The sequence below is a fragment of the Bifidobacterium sp. genome, from assembly GCF_022640935.1.
In the GTDB taxonomy this organism is placed as follows: domain Bacteria; phylum Actinomycetota; class Actinomycetes; order Actinomycetales; family Bifidobacteriaceae; genus Bifidobacterium.
This window is the reverse complement of the sequence record NZ_JALCCV010000016.1, coordinates 17,910-43,947: the sequence shown is the minus strand read 5'-3', so window position 1 is coordinate 43,947 and position 26,038 is coordinate 17,910. Positions and strand designations below refer to the sequence as shown.

At 61.4% G+C, this 26,038-nt stretch carries 20 protein-coding genes and 1 pseudogene; 11 read left to right on the top strand and 10 right to left on the bottom strand.

The window, feature by feature from the left end; genetic code table 11:
* From LKG04_RS05325 to LKG04_RS05315, 3 genes are all read left to right on the top strand, one after another.
* On the top strand, positions 1-383 hold a 383-nt coding region (locus LKG04_RS05325), incomplete at its 5' end, for a glycoside hydrolase family 2 protein (protein ID WP_363300888.1).
* Between the two features lie 183 nt (positions 384-566).
* Positions 567-1,595 carry a LacI family DNA-binding transcriptional regulator gene (locus tag LKG04_RS05320; RefSeq protein ID WP_291761012.1) on the top strand — a complete coding sequence of 343 codons (1,029 nt, stop codon included), beginning with the start codon at positions 567-569 and terminating at the stop codon, positions 1,593-1,595.
* Between the two features lie 15 nt (positions 1,596-1,610).
* Positions 1,611-2,807 carry a glycoside hydrolase family 26 protein gene (locus LKG04_RS05315; RefSeq protein ID WP_291761009.1) on the top strand — a complete coding sequence of 399 codons (1,197 nt, stop codon included), beginning with the start codon at positions 1,611-1,613 and terminating at the stop codon, positions 2,805-2,807.
* Positions 2,808-2,817: 10 nt separating this feature from the next.
* On the opposite strand, the gene LKG04_RS05310 is transcribed toward LKG04_RS05315, so the two are convergent.
* Positions 2,818-3,465, bottom strand: a complete 648-nt coding sequence (locus LKG04_RS05310) for a YesL family protein (protein ID WP_291761008.1) — start codon at positions 3,463-3,465, stop codon at positions 2,818-2,820.
* A 76-nt stretch (positions 3,466-3,541) separates the two neighbouring features.
* Positions 3,542-4,363, bottom strand: a complete 822-nt coding sequence (locus LKG04_RS05305; protein ID WP_291761006.1) for a hypothetical protein — start codon at positions 4,361-4,363, stop codon at positions 3,542-3,544.
* 185 nt (positions 4,364-4,548) lie between these two features.
* Between LKG04_RS05305 and LKG04_RS05300 the strand changes: the two genes are divergently transcribed.
* The 5 genes and pseudogenes from LKG04_RS05300 (at position 4,549) to LKG04_RS05280 (ending at position 10,214) form a co-directional block, all read left to right on the top strand.
* Positions 4,549-4,845 (top strand): maltose acetyltransferase domain-containing protein, encoded by a 297-nt coding sequence (locus tag LKG04_RS05300; protein ID WP_291761004.1) that lies wholly within the window; start codon positions 4,549-4,551, stop codon positions 4,843-4,845.
* Between the two features lie 125 nt (positions 4,846-4,970).
* Positions 4,971-5,153, top strand: a pseudogene (locus LKG04_RS05295) (sugar O-acetyltransferase); the annotation flags it as partial.
* A 453-nt stretch (positions 5,154-5,606) separates the two neighbouring features.
* A complete protein-coding gene (locus LKG04_RS05290) occupies positions 5,607-7,433 on the top strand; it encodes an ABC transporter ATP-binding protein (protein WP_291761003.1) in 1,827 nt (608 codons plus the stop codon).
* The gene (locus LKG04_RS05285) at positions 7,369-9,267 is read left to right on the top strand and encodes an ABC transporter ATP-binding protein (protein WP_291761001.1); all 1,899 of its coding nucleotides are present in this window, start codon (positions 7,369-7,371) and stop codon (positions 9,265-9,267) included. Before LKG04_RS05290 ends, LKG04_RS05285 begins: the two co-directional genes overlap by 65 nt.
* A 44-nt stretch (positions 9,268-9,311) precedes the next feature.
* Positions 9,312-10,214 (top strand): NAD(P)-dependent oxidoreductase, encoded by a 903-nt coding sequence (locus tag LKG04_RS05280; RefSeq protein ID WP_291760999.1) that lies wholly within the window; start codon positions 9,312-9,314, stop codon positions 10,212-10,214.
* A gap of 89 nt (positions 10,215-10,303) precedes the next feature.
* Here LKG04_RS05280 and LKG04_RS05275 read toward each other — a convergent pair whose 3' ends face one another.
* Together LKG04_RS05275 and LKG04_RS05270 are read right to left on the bottom strand one after the other, a co-directional pair.
* Positions 10,304-10,906: a TetR/AcrR family transcriptional regulator gene (locus LKG04_RS05275; RefSeq protein ID WP_291760997.1), complete on the bottom strand. Its 603-nt coding sequence runs from the start codon at positions 10,904-10,906 to the stop codon at positions 10,304-10,306.
* Between the two features lie 186 nt (positions 10,907-11,092).
* Positions 11,093-13,396, bottom strand: coding sequence for a glycoside hydrolase family 3 C-terminal domain-containing protein (locus LKG04_RS05270; RefSeq protein ID WP_291760995.1), 2,304 nt, complete (start codon positions 13,394-13,396; stop codon positions 11,093-11,095).
* Between the two features lie 531 nt (positions 13,397-13,927).
* On the opposite strand from LKG04_RS05270, the gene dinD reads away from it, so the two are divergent.
* Positions 13,928-14,788: a DNA damage-inducible protein D gene (gene dinD, locus LKG04_RS05265; RefSeq protein WP_291760992.1), complete on the top strand. Its 861-nt coding sequence runs from the start codon at positions 13,928-13,930 to the stop codon at positions 14,786-14,788.
* 162 nt (positions 14,789-14,950) lie between these two features.
* On the opposite strand, the gene LKG04_RS05260 is transcribed toward dinD, so the two are convergent.
* From LKG04_RS05260 to LKG04_RS05250, 3 genes are read right to left on the bottom strand one after another with little or no spacing between them, the layout of a single operon-like run.
* A complete protein-coding gene (locus LKG04_RS05260; protein ID WP_291760990.1) occupies positions 14,951-15,916 on the bottom strand; it encodes a DMT family transporter in 966 nt (321 codons plus the stop codon).
* Between the two features lie 48 nt (positions 15,917-15,964).
* The gene (locus LKG04_RS05255; RefSeq protein ID WP_291760988.1) at positions 15,965-17,257 is read right to left on the bottom strand and encodes an MFS transporter; all 1,293 of its coding nucleotides are present in this window, start codon (positions 17,255-17,257) and stop codon (positions 15,965-15,967) included.
* Positions 17,254-18,084 (bottom strand): TetR-like C-terminal domain-containing protein, encoded by an 831-nt coding sequence (locus LKG04_RS05250; RefSeq protein WP_291760986.1) that lies wholly within the window; start codon positions 18,082-18,084, stop codon positions 17,254-17,256. Before LKG04_RS05250 ends, LKG04_RS05255 begins: the two co-directional genes overlap by 4 nt.
* Before the next feature lie 307 nt (positions 18,085-18,391).
* Here LKG04_RS05250 and LKG04_RS05245 point away from each other — a divergent pair, with 307 nt between their 5' ends.
* Positions 18,392-19,243, top strand: coding sequence for an aldo/keto reductase (locus LKG04_RS05245; protein WP_291760984.1), 852 nt, complete (start codon positions 18,392-18,394; stop codon positions 19,241-19,243).
* A gap of 169 nt (positions 19,244-19,412) precedes the next feature.
* Here LKG04_RS05245 and LKG04_RS05240 read toward each other — a convergent pair whose 3' ends face one another.
* A complete protein-coding gene (locus LKG04_RS05240; protein WP_291760980.1) occupies positions 19,413-20,876 on the bottom strand; it encodes a DUF4153 domain-containing protein in 1,464 nt (487 codons plus the stop codon).
* Positions 20,877-21,072: 196 nt separating this feature from the next.
* Positions 21,073-22,329, bottom strand: coding sequence for a glycoside hydrolase family 26 protein (locus tag LKG04_RS05235; protein WP_291760977.1), 1,257 nt, complete (start codon positions 22,327-22,329; stop codon positions 21,073-21,075).
* 232 nt (positions 22,330-22,561) lie between these two features.
* On the opposite strand from LKG04_RS05235, the gene LKG04_RS05230 reads away from it, so the two are divergent.
* On the top strand, positions 22,562-23,608 hold the full coding sequence (locus LKG04_RS05230) for a glycoside hydrolase family 26 protein (protein ID WP_291763377.1): 1,047 nt from the start codon (positions 22,562-22,564) through the stop codon (positions 23,606-23,608).
* Here the strand turns inward: LKG04_RS05230 and LKG04_RS05225 are convergent.
* A complete protein-coding gene (locus tag LKG04_RS05225; RefSeq protein ID WP_291760973.1) occupies positions 23,569-26,001 on the bottom strand; it encodes a glycosyltransferase in 2,433 nt (810 codons plus the stop codon). The genes LKG04_RS05230 and LKG04_RS05225 overlap by 40 nt on opposite strands.
* Between the last annotated feature and the right edge of the window lie 37 nt (positions 26,002-26,038).

The following is a 26,038-nucleotide window of genomic DNA, read 5'->3' as shown; positions in this document are numbered from 1 at the left end:
CATTGCCGGAGGATGTCGCGGCGCTGCAATGCCCAACCGACGAAATCATCGTCGCCACGCCGCATGACAGCGCGTTCCCCCGTGCGATCTACAACGGCGCCGAAGTCGTGGAGCAGCGGCTGGACGGTGACCCGCTTGATGCCAGCGTCGCCAGGACCCCGGACGGCTACGATATCGAGATCACCGCCAAAGCATATGCGCGTGACGTGTTCTGCATGGTAGACAAGGTCGATCCGAACGCCACGATCGACGGCGGTATGGCAACCCTGCTGCCCGGCGAATCGGTGACATGGCATGTGGCATCGGAATCGGATGCGGAGCCGGCGCGGTTCACGGACTCCATGGTGCTGCGCACTGCCAATGACCTGCGGACGCGGCACTGAGCAGGCGGCACCGAGCGTGGCGATACCATGTTGCGATATTTCCGGCCGTTCTTTTTCAAGCCTTTCTGCGGCCTATGATAGGAAGGGCACCGGCACAGCGCGGGCGACGTATGGCGCGAACCGTCCGTGCGCGCGTCTGGTGCCGAGAATTGCAGGAGACGCCCTGACAGCGAGGTGGAGCATATGGTCGCAGAGAAGATGAGGGTCACGATCTCCGACGTGGCCAAGGCATCGGGCGTGTCAAACAGCGCCGTCTCCTATGCCTTGAACGGCAAGGCCGGGGTGTCGAAGGCTACACGGGACCGCGTGCTCAATGTCGCCGCGCAAATGGGCTGGCGGCCGAACAGCGCGGCCAAAGCCCTGTCGAATGACGCGACCAACAGCGTCGGCCTCGTGCTCACCTACGATACCAGCGTGCTGTCGGTGGAGTCCTTCACCACCGAGCTGATCGCCGGGCTGACCTCTGAGCTGGAGAAGGAAGGCTATTCGCTGCTTATTCGTTCCTCGCGCAATCAGCAGTACGAACTGGATGTCATCAGGGAATGGATTGCCTCCGGAGCGGTGGACGCGATGCTGGTCATGAACGTCGAACTGGACGACCCTCGCATCACGCTGCTCAAACAGGATGCGCGCATGCCCGTGGTGGCGCTGTGCAATCCTTCGATGGCTGGCGGGCTGCCGGCATTGTATGACGACGAGCAGGCCGCGGCGCATCTCATCGTCGATTATCTCAATGAGCTGGGCCACGCCCGCATTGCGCGCGTGGCCGGGCCGGAACGGCTGGGGCACACCTTCATCCGCGACAACGCGTTCATGGAGGAGGCCGCGGCCCTAGGGATGACCTATAGCTGCTTCCATGCCGACTATTCGCCCGAACAGGGGCGCCGCTGCACTGAGCGCCTGCTGTCGCTGCCGCACCCGCCCACCGCAATCGTCTACGACAACGACGTCATGGCGTTGGCTGCCCTGACCGCGGCCAAGAATATGGGCGTCGCGGTGCATGACCAGCTCTCGATCGTCTCATGGGACGATTCCTTCATGTGCGAGGTCAGTGTGCCCAGCATCACCGCCCGCAGACGCAACGTCGTATCCCAAGGCCAGCATGCCGCCCGCATGCTGCTCGACCTCATCGCAGGCAAACACGTCGGCTCCATCCAGGAGGCCGACAACGAGCTGGTATTCCGTGACTCCAGTGGACCGCTCGCAGGGTAAGAAAGGACAAAAGATATGCCCATCACCGACAGCGTCGTTGCTCCGGTCGACGACCGTCTGTGCCCGGCTGGGTTCGAGTTGCTTGCGCGGCTGAACCGGACAAGCGGGCAGCATGCGCTATTCGGCCACCAATCAGATGAGCTGGTCGCACGCAATAGCGGCGGCGCGGCATCCGATGTGCTGGAGGCCACGGGGACGTATCCGGCTGTATCCGGCTTCGAGTTGGGAGGCCTTGAGCGTTTCGGCGCTGGTGATTATGACACCGAATACTTTGAGCGTGTTCGAAACGCGGTTCGGCAGGACTATCGTCGCGGCGGCATCATCACGGTCAGTTGGCATTCGGTCAATCCGATCACCGGCGGCGGGTACGGGCAGAATCTGGCTCATGGATCAGTGGCCGCTGTACTGCCAGGCGGATCGAGCCACAAACGTTACCGGCAGTGGCTGGATGCCTTCGCGCAGTTCGCGTTATCGCTGACGGATGACGAAGGGGCGCTCATTCCAATCGTGTTCCGCCCGTTCCACGAGCATAACGGCGACTGGTTCTGGTGGTGCGTCGGCGGAAGGGGCGAAAGCGAGCAGGACGTGGAGCGGCTTCGGCGCCACGGGCAAAGCGGGCAGTTCGGCCCGGAGGCAGACGCTGCGGAAGAGGACTTCGCCGCATTATGGCGATATGTCGTCACCTATCTGCGCGACCAACGCGGCGTGCACAATCTGCTGTATGCCATATCGCCCGATCGTAGCCGCATCCGTCTGGACCGCGCGACGTTCACCGAGGACTATCTGCGGGGATATCCCGGAGACGGGTTCGTCGATATCTTCGGGCTCGACGACTACATCGACATCGGACGCCAAGACAACCCGGGCGATCCCGGGCGGATACTCGCCGGATTCGAGCTCTCGTTGGAAGAACTCGCCCGCGTGGCGCAGGCGCATGGCAAACTTCCGGCGATGACTGAGGTGGGCACTCCCAATGCGCTCGCAGGAGTGCCGGACAGGCCTTGGACGCAGTTCCTCGACAGAGCGGCGGCTTCCAGCGCGCTCACGCGACGGGTGTTGTGGTATCTTGCGTGGACGAACTCCTGGCATGATGAGGTGAACATCTACGGCACGCCATTGTCGCATGAGCGCACTGGCCCTGATTTCCGCCGTTTCGCCCGGGAAGGGTATATCAGATTCCTGGATCGTGCAGAGCTGAATGCCTGGGATTGAAGGTAAAGCGCTATCGGTTGAATCGCGGAAGGGGTTTGGGCTGGATGATGCCGTTCCTGAGCATCATGCCGATGACGAGATATGCGCTGGCGGCGGTGAACAGCAGCCCCCAGAAGAATACGACGAAGGGCAGGCCGCCGGGCGCGAAGGTCGCTATGGCAAACGGGAGTATGTCGAGCGCGAGAATTGACACCGCAGTGAACGGGTGGTGGAGGGCCACGGCGAACGATTGCCTGATCTGTGCCCATATCGTCAGTTTGCTGCGCGACATGACTGGGAAAATAAATCCGGCGCCAGCCGAGAGCATGAGGCTCAATGTCACGATAACGCCCCATGACAGCGAGGCCATGTCCGCGCCAGGCATCAGCTTGGTCGTGTACCACAGATCGAAGGCGGCAAGCGCTACGACGGCGAGCATAATAAGCGTCAGTGCCAGCGAGGTGCCGAAACGCCGTTTGAATGCGCGGAAGAATTGCCGCAGGACGTGCGCATCATCGCCTTCATGAAGCGAACGGATCACTTCGTACATGGCGCCGGTCGAGGCGCCGATGGTGACAAAGGGCAGGCAGCACACTGCCCAGGCGACGTTGAGCATCGCCAGATCGCCGATGCGCGACATGAAATCGTCGAACACGCTGCCGGGTCTCAAAGACCGCATGATGCCTCCTGATGGTTGTGGTTGTGCGGATGCGGAGATTCTGGCTGCGCCAGTGCCGGCCCCAGCGGTATCGTTCTCACGGGTGCAGTCCTCGGTAAAGGTAGTCGAAGAACGCCTGAGCCGTGTCAAGATGCTTCGAGCTTTGCGCGAGACCGATCATCGCATCAGGCTGTGCAGGGCGCAAGGCGCCCCAGCCCTTTGCATGCGCGAGTCGAACGCCATACGCCCGGACTGGCCCTTTGCCTGAGCCGTCGTAAAAGGCATCCGGCGAATCAGCGTCGTCATAGCCGCGCAAACGCACCCAGTCGCTGCTGGATTCGGCGCGTTGCGATGCAGTGAGCGACGTATTCAATGCAGTGAAATAGCCGTATCCGGCAAGCGCTGTGAAATCCTTTGGCGGCGCGATGATCGCATCGACTTCGCCGCTGCTGAGCAAGGTCTGCAACTTGCCCAGATCCCCTTCGTCGAAATTGAAGGACGCGTCGATCACGACGCCGCCGTCGCGTCCTTCGGGCAGGTCAAATGCCTGTGCCGTCTGCGATTGCAGCGCTGCTGCACCTTGCGAAGACAAGGCTCCGTCGATCACGGCGATATAGAGCCTCGGCCTGACGGTCGGGGCAAATATATGGACTGCCAGAAAAACCACAATGCCGATGGCCGTCAGGCCTGCCACTGTTTTCAGGAGGAGCTGGTCGCGGAAATACGGCCACTTGCCTCGCCATGGCAGGGCGCGCAGAATAGCGAGACGCGACCGCCGGGGCGAGTGGGAATCATGATATTCGGCCAAGGCGTTGACGGCTGATAACGAGTCGGATGGCTGCTTCCCATCTGCTGCCGGTGGGGAATTCCGAGGCGGCGCCGGGTCGAGCGCAGCTGCTGCGTGGTGCGCCTGTGTCATGCCGGACCTTCCTCGTTGAGCTTGTCGTGATCCCTACTATATCGCAGAATCCACAATTTCTGAACCGATTAAGTTATAGAAGATTATAGTCAGGAGTCTGTCTGCGATCGCGTGTACATGACATTGGGCATGAACGATATGATTCTGCGATGAGGCTATGTGGCGGGCGAGTGGGGCACCGAACAATGAACAATGTAAGCATGCGGGCGCGGGGGTTGCCGCACCATTACGACGATCCCGTGATTGTGGGCGACCGATTGCAGTACCAGGAGCAGCTGCACGAGTTCAACCAGCTGCGTCCCATCGATGTGGCAGCCAAGGATGCGATGCCGAAAGCTATGTTCGCGGAAGTCGGCGAAAGCTGCCATATTGAGACGCCTGCGCATGCCAATTGGGGCTTCTGGGATGTGTATATGGGCCAGTGCGTGTATTGCAATGTCAATTTGACCGTCGACGCCGCCGAGGCCGCGGTCGTTGATTGATGCACGTTCGGGCCGAGTGTTGTGATCGCCACTGCCGGCACCCGATTCTGCCGGTTCTGCGTGAGCACCATTACGCCTATGCGATCCCCGTGTGCATCGGCCGTAACGTGTGAGTCGGCTCCAACGCGTCGATCCTGCCCGGCGTAACTATTGGCGACGACTCGGTGATCGGGGCGGGAGCGATCGTGGGCCGCGACATCCCGGCTAATGTCGTGACGATTGGCGTGCCCTGCAGAGTCCCACGAAGGATCGGCGAGCGGGACGAGCGGTATTGCTTCCGCGATCACCCGCTGAATGTGAGCGAGTAAGCGGGCTTCTTCGAGCTTTGCCGTATATACCTTGTGTTTCGCATATCTGGCTTATTTGAGGCAGATTTCCATAGCTGCAGACATCTATCCGCCTTATTTGTAGCGCTGATTCATGACGCCTCGAGTATTGGATGCTATAAACCCGCCATTTTCAGCAAGCAATATTCGTGTTGGCATAAGATCAGTGCTACAAATAAGGCGGATAGATGCCTGCAGGGACGCAGACCTGCTACAAATAACGCCGATGCGGTCCGTTTCGAGAGTACAGTTATGAAATCCCAACGCACTACGCCATGGCCTTGCTGTCGGCAGCCCAACATGCGCTGAGGTTCAGTGATTATGCGCCAATTGCGCAATCAATCATCCATACGCGAATTTCAGCGGCGTCCGCCGCCTTCATGTCGCACGCCGTCATAGGCTGTAGAGGGCACGACATGCAGCAGGAGGCGGCGGATGGGTGGTGGAGCAGCGCGGACCGTCGAGTCGGCGGAGTCGGGGGTGACCTCGGGCAAACCATCGCGCTCAGGCGTCAGGATGCTGATTGATTTTCTGCGCACCCACTGGATCTCGTATGCCTGCGGCGTGGCGTTCATGCTGCTGGCCTCGTATGTGCAGACGTTGTTCCCGAAGGTGCTCGGCCGCATCATCGACCTGATGAAAACCCCGCGGTTCGATGCACACGCAGTCTATGTGCAGCTGGCGTGGATCCTGTGCATCGCGGCGGGCGTGTTCGCGTTCACGCTGCTGTGGCGCAACCTGATCATCGGCAACGCACGCAAGCTCGAATACCATCTGCGCGACTCGCTGTTCGACCAGTTCCAGCGTCTGTCGCCCGAGTTCTACAACAGTCGTAAAACCGGCGATCTGATCGCATACGCCATCAACGACATCAACGCGGTGCGCATGACGTTCGGCCCGGCGCTCTCGATGTCGATCAACGGCATCGTCATATGCGTGATCTCCGTGGTGATGATGACCCGGAGCATTGACTGGCAGCTCACCGCGCTGGCTCTCATTCCCATGCCGCTCATGGTGTGGATCATGATGCATATTGGCGGCCGCGTGCGCAGGCGCTTCCGCAAAGTGCAGGAGACCTTCTCCGCGATCTCAGACCGAGTGAATGAGAACATCAACGGCATCCGGGTCATCAAGGCCTATGCGCAGGAGGACGGCGAGGTGCGCCGCTTCGAAGGCCTCAATCAGCGAATGATGGACTCGAATATGAGCATGGTACATATTTCGGCGTATCTTGCTCCGCTTATCGAACTGTGCTTCACGGCCAGCTTCGCGACGAACCTTGCTATCGGCGGGCGTATGGTGCTCGACGGCAATATTTCGCTCGGCAGCTTCGTCGCGTTCAACGGGTATCTGGCGATGATTCTGGCGCCGGTGCTCAACATCGGCCGGGTCATCACGATCGTGCAGCGCGGCACGGCCTCGCTCAGCCGGCTCGACGACATCTTCGACGTGAAACCGGCCATCGAGGACACTGGCACAGTGCGCGAATTGCCCAGACAATGCTCGGTGGAGTTGCGCAACCTCACCTTCGCCTACCCTGGCGCCGATGCGCCGACGCTGCGCGATATTTCGGTGACTGTGCCGGCCGGCGCGACGCTGGGCGTGATCGGCGCCGCCGGCTCGGGCAAAAGCACGCTGGTCGCGGCGCTGCTGCACCTGTACAACGTGGAACGCGGCGGCATCCGCATCGCAGGGCATGACATCAACGACATCGACATCGGAGCATTGCGCGATGCAATGGGCGTGGTGCCGCAAGACGTCTTCCTGTTCTCCGCGTCGGTGAGCGACAACATCGCTTTCTTCTCGCCGAATCCCGATCAGTCGCAGATCGAGGCCATGGCCGAGGCATGCAATGTCAAGGAGGATATCGACGCGCTGCCCCAGGGCTTCGACACCGTGCTCGGCGAGCGCGGGGTGAACCTTTCTGGCGGGCAGAAGCAGCGTATCGCCATCGCCCGGGCGCTGATCCGGCAGCCGCGCATCCTCATCCTCGACGACGCGCTCTCCGCAGTGGACACGGTCACCGAGGCTGCGATCCTGCAGCATTTGCGGCACGAGCGGCAAGGGCGCACGACGATCATCATGTCCAACCGCATCTCGAGCATCCGGGACGCCGACGACATCATCGTCATGGATGGCGGGCGCATCGCCGAGCATGGCACGCACGAGGAGCTTCTGGAGAGAGGGGGCGAATACCATGACATCGTCGAATACCAGCTCCAGCACGAGCACGACGGCGCCAGCAACGGCTGGCTCGTCTGACGCCGATGATGGAACGGCAGCGCAGTCGGCTGCGAATCGATCGGCCGCCAACCGTCCGGCGCCGCGGCATGCTTTCCGGCGCCTGATGGCGCTCAATATCCCTCATTGGAAGCCTATCGTGCTCGCAATGGCCTGTACGCTGCTTGTCAACGGCGCACTGATCGCCAAGCCGTACATCCTCAAAGTCGTCATCGACGACTTCCTGACCCGCCGCGTGCCGCAGCATGGGATGTTCTCGCTGTGGGGCATGGCCGTGGCCTATCTGGCGGTTGTCGCAGCTAGTGGCCTGTTCAGCGTCGTCCAGACAAATGTCATCAACCGGGTAGGCCAGGAGATCATGCGCGATCTGCGCCGCCGCGTGTTTACCACCATCCAGCTGCTGCCGCTGAGCCGGCTCGACAGAACGCCGTCGGGCAGCCTGATCACGCGCGCGACGAACGACACCGAGGCACTGAGCGACTTGTACACCGACGTGCTGCTGAGCCTGTTCCAGGACGTGTTCCTGATCGGCGGCACGGTGGCGGCCATGGCGGCGATGGACATCCACCTCACGCTGGTCTCGTTCAGTGTGCTGCCGGTGATGTTCCTGATCATCTTCCTCATGCGCAAAGCCGTGCGGAATACTTTCGCGCGAATGAAGCGGCTGGTCGGCAGGATCAATGGCTTCATGGCCGAAACGCTGGCGGGCATGCGCACGATTCAGATGTTCCACAAGCAGTCCACCCGCAGGCGCAGCTTCGTAACGCTGAACACCGATTACTATGACATCTCGCGGCTGCAGGTGCTCATCAACAGCATCCTCAAGCCGGCGTCCACCGCATTCGAGAATCTCGCCATCGCGCTGATCATCTGGTACGGCATGGGCAGGATATCCGACCAGAGCCTGCAGATCGGCGTGCTGTACGCGTTCACCTCGTATATCTCCCAGTTCTTCGACCCGATTTCCGACATGGCCGACAACTACACGACGATCCAGTCAGCGCTTGTCTCCGCCGACCGCATCTTCACGCTGCTCGACACATCCGACACGCTCGAAGACCTGGATGACGGGTGCCCTGTGACGCACATGCGCGGCACCATCGAATTTAAGCACGTATGGTTCGCCTACCACGACGAGGATTGGGTGCTCAAAGACGTCAGTTTCGCGGCCTCAGCCGGCTCCACCCTTGCGTTCGTCGGGCGCACCGGGGCGGGCAAGACGACGGTGACGAATCTGATCAGCGGTTTCTACAGGATCCAGCACGGCCAGATACTCGTTGACGGCATCGATATCAATGAGATTCGCAGGCGCGACCTGCGCCGACAAGTGGCGCTCGTGCTGCAGGATGTGTTCCTGTTTTCCGGGACGATCAAAGAGAATATCGCACTCAACGACCCGATCGACGATGCCGCAGTGGAGCGCGCGCTCGCCGCTTCGTATGCCAAGCCTTTCGTCGACGGTTTGCCCGGCGGGATCAATGAGCCGGTGATGGAGCGCGGCGAAACCTTTTCGGCCGGCCAGCGGCAGCTGCTCTCCTTCGCCCGGGCGATCGCGCACGACCCTCGTGTGCTCATTCTCGACGAAGCGAGCGCGAACATCGACTCGCGCACCGAATCCCTCTTGCAGCGGGCCATCGCGAACGTGTCAGCGCATACCACCACGCTGATCATCGCGCACAGGCTTTCGACGATCCGCGACGCCGACAGGATCATCGTGCTCGGCTCCGGGCGCATTATTGAACAGGGCAGCCATGACGAGCTGATGCAGCGCGACGGCTATTATCGCCGCATGATCGTCTCGGGCGAGGAATCGACGCAGGGTTTGGGCGCCATGCAGGGCGAGGACACAATCTGAAAACACGGCCTGAAATGATGGATTAGGTTATAGGAGGAATGCATATGAACAGCGAAAAGGATGCGCAGACGGCGGCCACGGCTGCGAAGGTCACGGTTCTTGGCACGGGCATCATGGGCGGAGGCATCGCAAAGGCGCTCGCCAAAGCCGGGTTTGATGTCACCGCGTGGAACCGCACCGCTGCCCATGCAGAACCGTTGCGTGATTACGGCGTGAAGGTCGAGCTGGAGCTCGCCGACGCGCTGGCCGGAGCTGATGTGGTTCTGGTCGTGGTGTATGACGCCGACAGCGTGTTGGATGTGATCAAGCGCGGCATCAATGCGGCTCCGGCCGATGCGGTCTGGGTGCAGATGGCGACGATCGGCATCGAGGGGACGCGCAAGGCCGTTCGGCTCGCCCAAGAGCAGGACGCCAATCTGGTCGAAACGATGATGATGGGCAGCAAGGATCAGGCCGAAAACGGCGGCCTGACGCTGATCGCAGGTGGCAGCCAGGCGCTCTTCGAGCAAGCCGGGCCAGTGCTGGACGCGATTTCGACCAAGATCGTGCATTGCGGCGAATCCGTCGGATCGGGCAGCCTGGTGAAGCTCGCGTGCAATCTCTGGCTGGCGTGCATCACCACCGCCGCATGCCAGTCGGTGGAACTGCTCAAAAGCGAGGGCGCCGATCCGCAGCTGTTCCTGGATGTCATCAAAGGCATGACGACCGACTCGCCCTATGCGCATCTCAAAGGCGGCAAGGTCATCGCGGGCGACTTCTCGGCGCAATTCGCAGTCGACGCGCTGCTCAAGGATCTGAGCCTTGTCGGCGAGGTCATGGCCGGCAACGGCTTCCGCGCCGATCTGCTCGACCGTCAGAAGGCGCTGTTCGACCAGGTCAGTGAGCACGGTCACGGCCTCGACGACGTGAGCGCGGTAGCCTTGGCCTTCGAGCCGCCGCGCAGGTGAATGCGTGGGCGGCTCGAAGGCCAAGTTTCGCGCGTGCAAGTTGGAGGATGGTGATTTTCTGCAGGATGGTCAAGCTGAAGCAGGCCGAATCACATGTATGGCTCCCATTGCGGCAAGGGGAATATGGTGCGTTCGGTCTGCCGCCAGAGGGCGTTGAGATCGGTGTGCCGAGGGTCGTGCAGCCAGCGGATCTGTACCCCGTCCATCGCATTGAACGCGGTGGAGAGGACCGCGGCGAGATCGGTGCCTTCCGGTGCCTTCCAACGGTAATTCAGGAAATCCCGAACCAAGGTGCGGTCACGATTTTGGAAATACTCGTGGAAGGGCGACTCGGCGCTGATGGCTTCGGCGTTAAGGATGCTGAACATGCGTACATGGTCGGGCCGGAGCGCATTGAACTGCACGATGCCGCGCAGTGCCGAAGGCATGGAATAGATCGCGTGGGGATCCTGCTCGCGGGTGCGGTATTGCGCCAGAACGATTGAAACTTTGACGCTCGAGTCATACCATTCGAGCGTGAGCTGCATAAGACCTTGCTTGTTGCCGACGTAATGGAGCAGGCCAGGCTTGGTCAGCCCCACCGCGTCCGCGATCTGCTGCAGCGTCGTGCCGTAGTAGCCGCGCCTGCCGAGCGCGTGGGCGGTCGCCTGCGCGATGCGTTCGATCTGATTGTTTTCTCCTGATTGCGCCATATGCACCCTAACCATCGTATGCCGTCATATGCCGCGCCTTTTGCGTCGTAGCCTTATCGCAGCGGCGTCGGCGGGAAAGCCGGGCAAAGGCAATGGGCGCTGCCTATGGCAAACGGCACCAGCGGTGCAACGCTATCCGGTGTCATTGCCGTCGGCAGTGCCCAAGGCTGCATTCCCCGGCCAATGTTATTCGACTTCGCCAGCCGCTTCGAAACGCTTGCGATAGCCGCTCATCAATGTGCTGATGATTTCGTCGCTGCCCACGCCGACGAGCATCGACAGGCTGTTGACCGGCAAGCTTTCGAGGAATATGCGCATGGCGGGGTCGTCCAATGCCAAGGCGTCTTGGCTGGATGCGTTATGCATGAAGCTGTCGATGACCGGGCCTCCGATAGGATCGACGCGCCATTCGCCGAAGGTCGACCACTCGTTCAGCGGCAACTTCTTGCCGTCGCCGGGCAGCGTGACCTGCGCGGCGCCAGCGATATCACGCGAGGAGGTGGCAACCTCGATTCGGTAGTCGCCGGCCTCCACATGCCAGTCGTTGAGGCGCGTGGACCAGTAGGCGAATGCGCGCTCATCGAGGTCGAAGCTCACCGTGGCGGACTCGCCTGCCTTGAGGAATACTTTCTTGAAACCTTTGAGCTCATGCACAGGCCGGGACACCTTCGACTTTGGGGGAGCCACGTAGACCTGTACGGTCGCATAGCCGTCGCGTCCGCCGGTGTTGATGACCTTCGCGCTGACCGAAGCGGTGTTGGTTTTGATGTTGCCGCTGCTCTGCGTAGCCGCGATGTCGCTGATGTCGAATGTTGTGTAGGACAGGCCATAACCGAAAGGATAGGCGACTTCCTTGCCGAAGCTGTCGTAGTACCGATAGCCCACGTACACGCCTTCGCCATACTCGACATGGCCTTCCTCGCCCGGCCAGTTGATCATGCTCGGATCGTCTTCGATGCGCAGCGGAATGCTCTGGGCGAGCCGGCCGGAGGCATCGGCGTCGCCGAAGAGCACATCCGCCAGCCCGGTGCCGCCGGCCTGGCCAAGCAGCCAGCCTTCGACGATTGCCTGCGCACGGTCGCGCCAGGGGGCGATCGAAACCACCGAGCCGTTTGAGAGTACGACTGCGACATTCGCGTTGGCGGCGGCCACCGCGTCGAGCAGTTCCAGCTGCTTGGCGGGCAGATCTATGCTCTCTCGGTCGAACCCTTCGGATTCCGCATCTGCGGGCAGCCCTAGGAACAGCAGCACGATGTCCGAGCCGGTGGCCGCTTCGACGGCCTTGCGGGTGAGCGCCGGATCCTGCGGCGCGTCGTCCAGCGTGAACCCGGGCGCGAATGTCAGCTGCGTGCCATCAATGCCTTTGAGCGCGGCGGCTTCGAGAAAGGAGCTGAGCCTGTTCGGCGTGATATGCGAGGAGCCGCCGCCCTGATAGCGCGGCGTTCGTGCGAACTCGCCGATTACCGCAATATGTGCGCTCTTGGAGACCGGCAGCAAACCGCCCTCGTTCTTGAGCAGCACGACCGACTCTGTTGCGGCGCGGCGTGCAACATCGTCATGCTCGGCAATGTCATAATGGTAGCCGTCGCGGTGCATCGCAGGTGCGGTCTTGGCATTCAATTCGACTACGCCGGCCGCCATCCGGTCGAGCTGCTCCTCGTTCAATGCGCCGCCTTGCACGCCAGCCACGACTTTGGCATCAGTGCCGTCTGGCGGCATCTGCAGGTTGAGCCCGGCGTTCAACGCTGCGACGCGATTGTGATCAGCGCCCCAATCGCTCATCACCATGCCGTCGTAGCCCCACTCACCGCGCAGCACTTCGGTAAGCAACCAGCGGTTTTCCGAGGCGTAGACGCCGTTGATCTTGTTATAGGCGCACATCAGCGTCCAGGGATCGGCTGTCTTGACGATGTATTCGAAGGCCGGCAGATAGATTTCGCGCAGCGCGCGCGGCGAGACGAGCGCGTCGACGCGCAGGCGGTCGGTCTCCTGATTGTTGGCGGCGAAATGCTTCAATGACGTGCCCACTCCCTGCGACTGCACGCCCTCGACGATGCCTGCGGCCTCATGACCAGCCAAATATGGGTCTTCCGACCAGAATTCGAAGCAGCGCCCGCCGAGCGGATTGCGCTTGATGTTGACGCCGGGACCGAGAATCACCGCGACCTTCTCTTGTATGCATTCTTCGCCCATCGCCTTGCCGACGTCGCGCACGAGATCAGGATTCCACGAGCTGGATAGCCCGGCGGCCGGCGGAAAACAGGTGGCCGGCGCCGATTCGTTGATGCTCGCGCTGGTGTCGTTGAGGGCTTTGCGCAGCCCGTGCGGGCCATCGGTGATCATGAAGCCTTCTATGCCGGCATGCTCGATGCCTTGCAAATGCCAGGCGTCGGCGCCCGAAGTCAAGCTCGCCTTCTCTTCGAGGGACAGGGCCCTGACTGTGTCCGCCGCCGGTTGGCTGGCATTTGTCACTGCGGTTTCGTTGCTCATGTGAGGTGCTCCTTTGCATATTGATTATGTCCCATGTCGGTAACGCACTGGCATGCGGCCGCCTGCCTTATTTGGCTTTCTTGATGGTCGCGATGGCGAATGCCGGCTGCCAGGCAGATGATGGCGGCCGCCGGCAAAGCGATTCTGTAGCCGCCTGCCGCTTTCGGCGCTTGAAATGCCATCGTTCACGCCACCCTCCCTTGGGCAACTGTTCGCCGTCCGCCTCTGTGCAGTTGGCACGAATAGATATTTCGTCATGGTGCGATTGATGAGAGTATGTCTTGCAGCGGCACAAAACAACGTCTCTACCATCGCTACCTACCAGGTGGTAGGTAACTTCATAGGATATTCATCCGACCGTGCGGTGTCAACCACAGGTGTGGCAGGCGGAATTTATCTGCACGAATAGGGCCGGTCGTTTTGATACGATCGTTCCAAGGCAACGGTTATTTAGCGCGTCGGAAAAGCTTGGGACATCGGTGCATGACCTTTTTCCTGACGTCAGGAAAAAGGTCGGAGGAGGGGAAGGCCATGGACGAGGAAGCGATTGGTCTTCGAGCGAGGGAGCTCGATGATTTGTCTCGTGTTGATGGCGGGGGCGTTGAGTTCTGGTTCGCCCGGGAAATCATGACTTACATGGGGTACAGAAAATGGGAGAATTTCTCGAATGCGTTAGAGAGGGCGCAGGATGCGTGCCAGAATTCGGGCATTCCTGTGCAGTCGCATTTTCAAAAGACAGATCGGGAAGTTGAGCTCGGCAGCGGCGCGAAGCGTTCCATAAGAGATATAAGGCTTACGCGATATGCCTGTTATCTTGTGGCGCAAAACGGTGACCCTCGTAAGGAGACCGTAGCCCTGCTGCAGAGCTATTTCGCCTTGCAGACCAGAAGCGCTGAACTCATTGGCCGTCGTATGGAGGAACTGGGCCGCATAGCTACCAGACACGCCTTGTCGGATGAGGAGAGACGATTGTCGGATCTGGGTTATGAAAGGGGAGTGGACGATAGGGGATTTGGCATCATTCGTTCGAAGGGCGACCGTGCCTTGTTCGGCATGTCGACTGCTGAGATGAAATCGCATATCGGCGCGCCTCGAAAGGATCCGCTCGCCGATCGGTTGCACCCCATAGCGGTAACCGCTAAGCAGCTTGCGACGCAGATGACCAACTATGGCATAGAGGGGAATGATCTGCATGGCGCGAATGCTATTTCGAATGAGCATGTTGCCAATAATTCGAGCGTGCGCAAGGCGCTTGTCGAGCGAGGCGTGGCGCCGGAAGACCTGCCCGCGGCCGAGGATATCAAGCGGGTGGAGCGCCGGGCAAAAGAGGACGAGCGACGCATAGAAGGTACTGGGTTCGGAACTCGGCAGGAAGAGACGGATATCTTTTAATCCGATTCTCAGGGGCGCAATGCTCCGTTATATGTTTCGTGCGTGGCGTCGGTTGATTCAGCCAAGGTGCGCGGTGACGGCTTCGGCTCGTTCTTGCATGCTTGTCCCTCACCGTCAGACAAGTGCCGTGGCCAGTCGGTTCTATATCCGGTTCAAAACAACTCACAAGACGAAACGCGTCAGCACGATGCCGATGAGCACCAGGGCTGCGCCCGCAAGCCGTTGAGTGGTGACGGGTCTGCGGGCAAGGCCGAGCAAACCGAAATGATCGATGACGAGTCCGCCGGCGATCTGACCGAACAATACGACGCTGACGGTCAGGGAAGTACCAAGCAGAGGGGCATCGACGGCGTTGACGAGCACGTAGAGCGCTCCGAGGACTCCGCCTCCGGCCCATGCCCACCACGGAAGCGTAGCTGCTGCTGCAGGAATATGCATATGCGACCGGATGGTCACGAAAATGAACAGCGCGATGCATGAGACGCCTACTGAGAAGGATGCGAGTGAAGCCGCTGTCGGCGAGCCGAGTACCGCGCCGAGCCGGCCGTTGACCGTAGTCTGTGCGGCGCTCAGGCATCCGCCAAGCACCCCGGCCACAGGCAGCAGAATGCGTTGCGTCATCCCCGGGCGGGCTGTGTCGTCGGCATCGGCGGGCGCATCGGTGTGCAGGCGAGTGGTCATATTGACCAGTATCGCGCCGGCCACCACCAGCGCCGTGCCCGCAAATCGACCGAAGGAGGGCTCCTGACGGGTGACGTCGAAGATGCCGAAGATGTCGATGGCCAGCCCGCCGATCACCTGGCCGCAAATAGCGAACACCACAGTGATGGAAGCGCCGAAATGCTGCATGAGAATGATGTTCACAGTGAAGAATGAGACGCCGAACAGCCCGCCAAGCCAGATCCAAGCGGGCTGCTGGGCGAAGGCCTCGCCCCACGGCAAATGCCGCCTGAGCGCAAGCAGCACGAACCCTAAGAACAGCGTGCCGACGGCGAATGAGACGCCGGTCGCCAGCATGATCGAGCGCAGCGCCTTGGCCAATCGGGTGTTGACCGTGTTCTGCAGCGGCAGCAGTGTGCCTGCGGCGACGCCCATGACCATCCACAGTATCGTCAGTGCATTATTCATGTGGGGGTATCTTCTTCTGAGCGTGCTGGTGCGGAATTGTGTGCGGGATCAATCGTAGCCGTCGGCGTTCTTGCCGAATCGCCTCGAGGGGAAATTGCGTCGACGGGTTCTGACGGTTCCGATGGCCAGGAAGATGGCGAAAGCAAGCACGAACAGCGTAAACACCGCTACCGAGATGCGAATCGGCACTCCGGCAAGCGAGGCGAACCCGATGCCGAGCACTGGCACAGACATTCCCAGATATGCGCCGACGAAAACGCCGGCCGCGGCTTCTCCCTGCGCGTCTGCCGGCGCGAGCTGCTGGGCGCGGGCGAGCGCGCCGCGGAATGCGGAGCCCCCGCCCGCTCCGCCGATGATGCCGCCGAGCGCAAAGAGCACGCCATTAACCGATATCACGCCGCATAGCATCAGAACGACTCCCAGCCCTATGGCGGGCAGGCCGGTCAGGATAAGCCGTGAGGCGGCCAGCGAGCGCATCATGATCTGGGTCGTGGCGGAGGCGAACAGCACGCAGGCCACCAGGAGGCCTTGCCAGAAGCGAGAATGAATGCCGAGCCAGCCGAGCAGCTGCGGAAACAACGAGGTGGACAGGCCTTGCACGCAGAACGTGGCGGCTCCCACGCCGATGGCGACCATATAGCCCGCCTGGTCGGCCCGCTGCACCCGGATGCGCTGCGGGTGATACTGCTGCGGGCGAATAGCCACGGTTTCCGGTTCAAGCCATAGCGCGCCGAGGCAGATGATCAGCAGCACAAGATAACTGCCGTACGGCACGACCAAGGGATCGGGAGCCCATTGCGCCAGTGCGCCCCCGACGAGCGGCCCGGCGCCGAGGCCGCCGAGGTTGGCGGCGGTGGCGATCACCAGCGCGATGGAAGGGGAGATGCGGCCGCCTGCAACGGCGAGTTCGGCGAGATATGCGGTGGCTGTGGCGGTGAGCGTGCCGACGCCGATGCCGCTCACGAAACGCGCGATGACTACTGGGATGAATGCCTGGGTGGCCATGAGCGCCACGGCGGCCGCGACTTGGCATAACAGACTGGCGGCGATAAGCGGCCGGCGGCCTCTCCAATCAGAGATGTGACCCAGCAGGACGAGGCTCAGCAGCACGCCGAACGAGTAGGAGGTAAAAGCCACGGTGACCATCATGGTGCTGTAGTTTTCGGCGCTTTCGTAGAGCGACCAGAGCGTAGTGGGCACAGTCGTGAATGACATGGCGATGGCGAAAATAATGGCGATCAGCCACAGGGAAGCGGCATGCCGTCGTAATTCTGGCGACCCTGCGGACTGTTTCGAGGGCTGTGCCACGGGCTGCGTGTCGGAGGGCACGAGATCCGTCATGAGCGTCGGCCTTCGGTGCTTGCGGCGGCATGCTCCGAGGTATTGCGCTCCAGGCGCGGCGCGGCTCCGGCGATGAATTGTTCGACGGCCTTGGCGGCACGGCGGGCTGCGCCGCCAAGGCCGTCGCCATCGGCACTGTCGTCGTGGCGGCTGTTCTCGTCGCCGGCGCTGGGAACTTCTTCGCGACCTCCGTCGCAACTCTGGCCATAGTAATAGAGGGCACGATGATACAGCGGCGCGAAGAGCTGGTCGATGGCGATCTCGATGTCGATATCCGGGCGGATTTCGCCGCGGGCTATCCCTCGCCGCAGAATGCGGGCTGCGGAATCGCGGCGCGGGGCAAGCCACAACCGGCGCAAGGACTGCGCAGTAGCAGGGTTCTCCTGGGCTTCGACGGTCAGCGCGATGATCAGCCGGCCGAGATATGGATCGGCGAACAGGCGCTGCAAGGCCTCAAGCTGAGTGGCGAGGGCAGTGGCTGTGTCGGCTTCGTCCGGGAAATCGAGCGTCGGAACGGTGATTCTGGCCAGTGCGTCGAACAGCAGTTCGGCCCGCGAAGTCCACCAGCGGTAGATGGTGGACTTGCCGGTGCCAGCTCGCGCCGCGATCGCCGCGATCGTGATCTGTGCAGGGGTGACGGTGGTCACCAGCGCGGCTACAGCGTCGAGGATGGCGCGGCGGGAGCTTTCGCTGCGAGGCCGTCCGCCGTGGCCACGGCGGACGTTGGCCGATGGCGGAGCTGATGATGTCGTTGGTGGCGGAGCTGTTGGCAGTGCTGTGAGTCGAGCCGCCGGAGACTTATCGGAACGCGTAAAAAGTGGTCTCATAGTTTCGATACTAGCAGTATCGTAGTAGGATAAAAGAGCAATACAGGTGAGGAGCGTGGCGCGAGTGCGGATTCGGCAGCGATGTCCACGCCAGCGATGTGCGGTCTCGTCACGCATGGGATAGCGGCGTGCGGCGCCGCGGCATGTGAGTCGCAGGCCATGCGAAGCCGCACTGCGATTGCTATGACGCGTGATTTCGGGATGCGCCGATAACTGAATGTATTCGTAACACAATGATTATGTGGTGCGTAACCCAAACCGCAGGCAGTTCAATGCAAGCAGTTCGAATTACAAGGAGGATGGTCTTTTGGCTACTGAAACTACCAGTATCCCTACGCTGACGCTGAACGACGGGCATGTGTTGCCAGCTGTCGGATTCGGCACGTATAAGCTGAACGGCGCAGCGGGCGCAGACGCCATCGACAGTGCGCTCGGCAACGGCTATCGCCTGCTTGACACCGCTTTCAACTACGAGAATGAAGGCGCTGTCGGTGCGGCGGTGCGTCGATCGGATGTGCCTCGCGAGCAGATCCTCGTCAGCTCGAAACTGCCTGGCCGCCATCATGCGTATGAGGAGGCGTTGGCCACCATCGAGGAATCGGTGTACCGCACCGGCCTCGACCATTTGGATCTCTATCTCATCCACTGGCCGAACCCGAAGCAGGGCAAGTACGTCGAGGCGTGGAAGGCGCTGATCGAGGCGAGAAAGCGCGGACTGGTCACTTCGATCGGAGTGAGCAACTTCTTGCCCGAGCACTTGCAACGGCTCATCGACGAGACCGGTGTGACGCCGGCGGTGAATCAGATCGAAATGCACCCCTATTTCCCGCAGGCCGAACAACGTGCATGGGATGCGGCGCATGGCATTGTCGACGAGGCGTGGTCACCGCTGGGGCGGGCCAGTTCGTTGCTGCAGGACCCGGCCATCCAGCGCATCGCCGACGCCCATCATCGCAGCCTGGTGCAGGTCGTGCTGCGCTGGCATGTGCAGCAGGGCGTCATCCCGCTGCCGAAGGCCACCCATGCCGAGCGTCAGGTCCAGAACCTGTCGGTGTTCGACTTCGAGCTGAGCCCCGAAGAAATGGCTGAGATCACCGCCCTGGGCCGTTCCGACGGACGTCTCGCTAACCAGGATCCGGCCGAGTACGAAGAGTTCTAAGGCCTGTCGGCACTCCCTGCCGGATCTGTAATACGCGGTCGCCAATTCGTAGGGGGCGTCCAAATCCATTCGTCTCTGCGGATTCGTTTTCCACAGGCAACGTCCCAGCGGCAATGGCGATGCCGGCGCCGCTGGGTGCCGTCTTGCCGGCGGCAATGGCCTTTTGTTGTTATAGGCCGTGCGCGCTGTTGTAGGCCGCGATGAATCCCGACGGATTCAGCGCCCCCAACACGAGATACCACACCACGAGCAGAATGAAGCAGACGGTGAGCAACGGCACTCGGGCGGCGAACAGGCGCATGAGGCACAGCATCAGAATCACCGCCAGCAGGGCGATGAATGCCATCGACACGAATCTCAGCCAGGTCAGGCCGTAGACATTGATGTACAGTCCGAGTCTGGTGGCCGATGACGCCAGCAGCACAGCGGTGGCCGCGAGCAGGGCGATTTGCATGCCCAGTACCGTCTTCGTCCGGCGGCAGAATAGCAGGACGATGCCGAAGCCGATCAGATTGATGCAGGCCACCAGCAGCAGCTGGAAGAATCCTTCTCGTGCGTACTGCGCATAGGTGTAGCCGTTCGGCAGCCCTTGGCGCGCGAACAGGAAGGCGAACTGGACTGCGCTGAATGCTGAGTACAGAGCCAATACGGCGCCGAACACGAACTCGACGATGATGACGTCGAAGGTTTCCCTTCGCTGGGCCGACTGCTGGATCGATTGCCGGGCTAGTGCGGCGGCGGTTTGCCCAGCGGGCACAATCGGCTCTGCGTCCGCCCGGCGATTGACATTTGCCAGCAGGGAGAAGAGGAACGGGAAAGGGATCGCGATCGCCAGCAGGTGGAGGGCTGCGTGCGTCAGGTCGATATCGCCTATGAAACGCTGGACGAAATAGGCGAATACCAGATCCGAGGAATACAGCAGGCTGACGAGCGCCGCGAGCACAGGTGCGGCGATCAGCGCGGCAGCTGCGATTTTTCGGGCGAGATGGCGGTTCGCCGGCGCGGTGTCCTGCTCCTCGGCGTCGATCTTCGAGGCAGTGACTGCTTGCAGCGCTGCAATGAATCTCGGCAGGTAGGAAAACGGGTCGACGAACCAGCCGCCAAACCACCGTATGATGTTGCGCGAGGGATGATACGGTTCGAAACGGCCCGTTCCGAGCTGCAGTTGAAGCATGAGCAAGGCCGGCGCGAGCAGCAGCAAGGTCAGGAATTGGTAGTCGGAATTCGCGTCGCCCGGTGAATCCGGAAACGTCAGTATCCGGATCAGCAGCGTCAGCAGCGCAACCGCGAGGAACCACCACATCGGCTGGTGCAGTGCACTGCGGAGGAACAGTGCCATGCTTGCCGCCAGACACACCATCCAGAAGATGGCGATATGGAGCACAATCGTGCGGGGTTCGCTGGTGAACACGAGCCGGTCAATGCACACGGCGACGGCCAGCGCCCCGAGCAGCAGCGCAAAAAGCCGGGCGCGAGCGGGAAGCGGCTTCGACGTTTCGGGGCTTGGCGCAGTCGGCTGGGGTTGCCCTGCAGCTGGCGGCTGGGCTTTGCATGTGTTCGGTTCGGATATGGCTGTCGTTGCGTCGTCGGTCGCATCCCGCGTGGGATCCTGCGCAGGTTGTATAACACTCATACCAGCGAGTATCTATCGAAAAACAATAGATAACTATCGAATTTCGTCTTCTCTACAGAACCAACATATCGAAACGAAATCAATAACTCTTGAAATGCAATATGTTCACTATCGTAGCGGGCGCAGAAGGCTGTTTTCGAATCCGTTGGCCGGGCATGTATTTCTTTCCGCAGCACTTCGCCACATAAGAACCCGCTTATTGCGACTTGCAGGCGCGTACGTCTTGCGCATAGTGCAGCCACGAGGGAAGATCGGCGACGAAGGCGTCGCGCACGTGCGGGCTGCCTGCGGCGCGCCAGTCGACGGTATCGTCGATCTCGATTTCCTCCTTCTGCCATTCGAACCAATTGATCATTTTGACCTTGGGGAACTCGCGGCCAAACGAATCGGAGAACACCTGACGCCACCACGCCTGTTTGATGGCCAGCTCGTCCGCGCCGCCGCGCGAGGGCGTGTAGATCGCAGCGGTCTCGGGTATGGCGATCGGCTTGTCGTGCAGCTCCCCGTAGACGTGATAGAAATCAGGGACGCTTATGTCGTTGCCTGCGGTGCCTGAATAGTTTCCGGTGAGCATCTCATCGAACTTGTGGTCTTCCGCGAGCAGATCGTTGTCTCCCCAAGGGCGCTGATTGCCCCAGTGATACAGCGAGATTCCCGCCCAATCGACTACGTCGTCACCGGGGTAATAGGCCGCATACGAGTCATCCGACATCGTCAACGCGCCATCGTTGTTCGTGTCGAGCAATTTGAAATCGTCGCTTCCCTCGGCCGCTGCGAATTTGCCGCCGAAGAACGGGTATCCTCCGCCGTAGTTGGGCGCCCACATCATCGAAGTGCCGGGGGCGCCCTCGTGCACCGCTGCGGCGACGCGCCGGAAGGAGGCGATGTATTCCGCGGGCTGTTGGCCCCACGCATACCACGATCCGTTCATTTCATGGGCGTATCTGAGCACGACCGGCACGCCGCTGTCGTTCAGCTCGCGCAGATCCTTGACCAGTTGGGCGATGACGTCGGTGCTGACGGCAGGAAGCCCGGCATGCGGTTCGAGCGTGAGCAGCAACGCGCCCCCGTTGCTTCGCACCTGCTCGACTGCGTCCAACGTATGCTGCCAGGTCTCGCGATCATAGGGGATGTCGGTGAATTGCACGGCCATTGCCGGAGCGTGGCCGAGATTCTCCTTGTACTGCGCGAGCGACTCATTGTCCCAGTCCAGATTGACTCCGAACAGCACGCCTTTGTCGGGGATGATCAGACTGGCATCGTTCGCCACGCAGAACTCGTGTTCGGATGGCGCCGACGATGATGCCGGCACGACTCGGTTCATCATCCATGCGACGCCGATCGTTGCTGCGGCCATAAGCAGCACCGGAACCAGCATGCTGGCCCGGCGCAGGCGCCTGGACTTGTGGGGGAATTGGTCGGGGCCTTTGAATTGGTTATTGAACGATGACATAATGGGCTCTCTTGATCGTGTCGGTCGTGAAACGCATCGGCTCGTGATCCTTACCGGCAGAGAGACGCGGGCGGTAAGGCAAGGCGGTCAGGACAGGCGTGGCTGCCGGATGGGTCATGAATTCCTGACCTGAGTGAATTGCCGGGGCAGAACGGCTGACGGGCTGAAGTGGATGACAAGACGCGGCAGGCAGCGATGGTGTGCGGCTGAACGCAGGGAGGCGGTGTGGCTTATGCGAATGCGACCATTGACGATGCGGACGCTGCTTGCCGTGGGGGCTGCGTGTTTGACGATTGCCTTGATGGCCGCGTGCGCCGGGCCCGACTCGGAAACCGGCGGCTCGTCCGGTATAGACGCTGCTGCCGATTCCGTCCCGCCCGCTTCCCTGCACGCGTTGAAGTGGGGGGTGTATCTGCCGGCTTCGGAGTCTTTTTCGGAAAGTTATGGCCAAGTGTCCGATATCGCGGGCGCGCACCCGGATTACGTCCTCAAATTCGCTGCGCTCGCAGAAGCGGTGCCTGCCGTGCAATTGCGTGAGATCTCGGGTCTTGGCGCAACGCCGATACTTTCCCTTGAACCATGGGATCCCCCTGCGGGCTCTGGCGGCGATGACGCAACGGCTGCGGCCGTCGCGCAACCCGATTTCGCCTTGTCCCGGATCGCCGCCGGTGGCCACGACGTCGGTCTCATCCGTTGGGCAACGGGGCTGAGAGACTTGGGATTCGCCGTGGTGCTGCGCTTCGCGCACGAGATGAACGGTGATTGGTACCCGTGGGCGGTCGGGGTGAACGGCAATACGAGCGGGGATTACGTCGCCGCGTGGCGGCATGTCCATAAGCTTTTCCGCAGCGTCGGGGCTTCGAATGTCCAGTTCCTGTGGTCGCCGAACGTTCCTGTCGCCAATCAGACGAGCGACCTCGCCGCCGCCTATCCCGGCGCGGACGCGGTCGATATCCTCGGCTTGGACGGTTACAACTGGGGCGAGGGCGACGGGCACACGTGGGTCGAGCCCGCCGCGCTGTTCGATGCGGGTCTGGGCCAGCTGCGGGCGCTTCCGGGCACGCAGCCGATCCTCATATCCGAGACCGCTTCCGCCGAAGGCGCCGCGGCCGGGCAGTCGAAAGCGGAGTGGATCGCCAGGCTGATGAGTCATTGTTCCTCCCAGGAGCGGGTGATGGGTTTCATCTGGTTCGATGCGAATAAGGAGAGGGACTGGCGGATCAGCTCGAGCCAAGCGGCTCAGGCGGCGTTCGCGGCATCGCTTGCCAAAGTCGTATAGGTCACGTCGGTTTCGGTCGAGACGCTGGCCTCAGGCGATTGACCTGGCTGCGGCTGGCCTGGCTGTGCGTGGCCAAGACGTGATTGATCCAGCGCGGCCTTGCGGGCTGCGCCGCTGGGGTGCGCCGCCCACGCTTCCGCCAGCCCCTTGTACACACGGGTCAGGCCATTGATGCGATAGGAGAGGCTGGCGGTGTCAAGCGCCTGCGAAACGCCGAAGATGCGCATGTCCGAGCCCTCGGCGCGCACCAGGTGCAGCGTTTGCATGAGGCAAGCGATGCCAGCCGAGCTCACGCTGATCACCTTCGAGACGTCGACGAGAATGATCCGTTCATGGCCGTTCCGGTGGCCGCCGAGCTCTGCGGCCACCGCGTTGCGCAACCCCAAAGCCGCATGAGCGTCGAGGATGGGGCCGATTGCATGCACCTTCGAGCCGATCGCGGCATCGTCCTTCATCGGCACGCTGGGGGAGACGCGCAGCTGTCTGAGCTGCTCGCTTAGCGTATTGGGCTCCGAGGATGTCGAGCTGGTCAGCAATGCCGCCAGCAGTTCGTGCTGCGGCATCGACGGAGCGGCGATCTCGCTGGCTTTCGGCCCACGATACCGTGCTGCTGAAACAGCGGCCCACAGCAATGCCATGTCGATCGCAACCCAGGCGAGCGAGACTATGGTCGAAGGCAGGCCGGAGGCGCCGAATGCCATGCGCGCCACACCGACGCCGGAAGCTGTGAGCAGCAAGCCCATCGCGGCGAGCTGGGGGATAATCCACCGGAAACCCGTATTCGCTTCGGATTTCGTTTTGGACGTCACCGAAAAGGTCATGCGGCGTCCGGTTGTGGCCGCCACCAAACCCTTTATGGTCGCTTCGATCCATGTGGGGAAGAGCGCGATCGACATCTGCTGCCCTTTCCATATGCCTCGGCAGCCATGGCCGGTGACTTGGAAGAACGCTTGGCACAGCAGGAAGAAGGGAAGGAAATGCGCGAAGAACACCACGGGGTCGGCATTCAGCGGGAATATTCCGGTGGTGAGATACACGATGGGTGCGGCGAGGAACGTGACTGCCGCGAACCCATTGAGATAACTGGTCATGGTAGACAGGTACATGAGCCGCTGACCCAGGGAGAGACCGGGCACGAACAGCGGATTCTGCATGAAGAACACCTGCATGGTGCCCAATGCCCATCGGTTGCGCTGCGAGAGCATGGTTTTGAGATCCTCCGGCGCCAAGCCTTGCACCAGCACTTCATGATGATAGACGCTCGACCAGCCCATGGCGTGCAGGTGCAGCGCCGTCACCATATCTTCCGTAATGGAATTCGTCCGCATCGGGTTGATGACCAAGGCCTGTTCGCTGGCGATGTGCGTGATCTCCGATTCGATCTGCGCAAGGGCGACAAGCATGTCGTCGGGCAAGGCGACTTCGATCTGCTGGGACTCGGCGATGTCGTCGGCGAGCTGGTCGAGGATATCGACAAGCGGCTGCCCTCGACGCAATTTCGCCTCGCAACGGGCGATCGAGGCAATGACCTTGACTGCGGTATGTTCCGCAGCTGGGTTGACACGATGCCACCGGGCGCGTAGGTCCTGCGTCTGCATTTTGGCTCGGCGCAGCACGCGGCGCACTGTGGCGAGCGAGCTGCTCGTGTACGACGACAGGCCAAGCGCCATCAGCGCCTCACGCCGCAGCACCGCATTGGAGCCGCAGAAGAACGCGGCATCCCAGCCATCCTTGCCCCGTTGGATCGGCCCGTAGAACAGTTCCGCCCGGCTGCCCAGCGGATCGGCCTTGCCTACGTTCCAGAACTCCTGCGGCGTCTGGACGAACGCCACCGCCTCGTCCTCGAAATAGCCGAGCACATGGTCGAGGAACATGGGGCTCGGCACTTGGTCGGCATCGAGTATGGCGATGAATTCGCCGTCGGTCTGGAACAGGGCGTTGTTGATGTTCCCGGCTTTGGCGAAGCGCGGCTTGCCCTCCCACTCGGCGCCCCGGGTAATGTATCCGACGCCGAGGTGCAGCGCGGCCGTTTCGAATTCCGGACGCTGCCCATCATCGAGAATCCAAGTCTTATGCGGGTATGTCACGCCCTTGGCGGCGAGCGCGGTTTTCAGCACCAGTTCGAGCGGCTCGTTGTAGGTGGTGATGAAGATATCCACGCTCAGCCCTGGGCGGGCTGAGCGTGGCGACGGCCTTTTGCGGGCGTGCCACATGGTGAATGTGTAGAGGACCGCCTCCCCGAGCGAGTATGTTTCGGCGATGGCGAGGGGAATCGCCAGCCATAGGGCGTTCATGTTGAGCGTGAATGCCCATCGCCATGAGATGTAGACGATGCCTGTGGCCACGACGAAGATCCCGATCGTACGGGCGATGATGAGTTGTGCCGGTTTCATGATGTGCTCCAACTGGTTTTATTGGTCTATTCGTGCT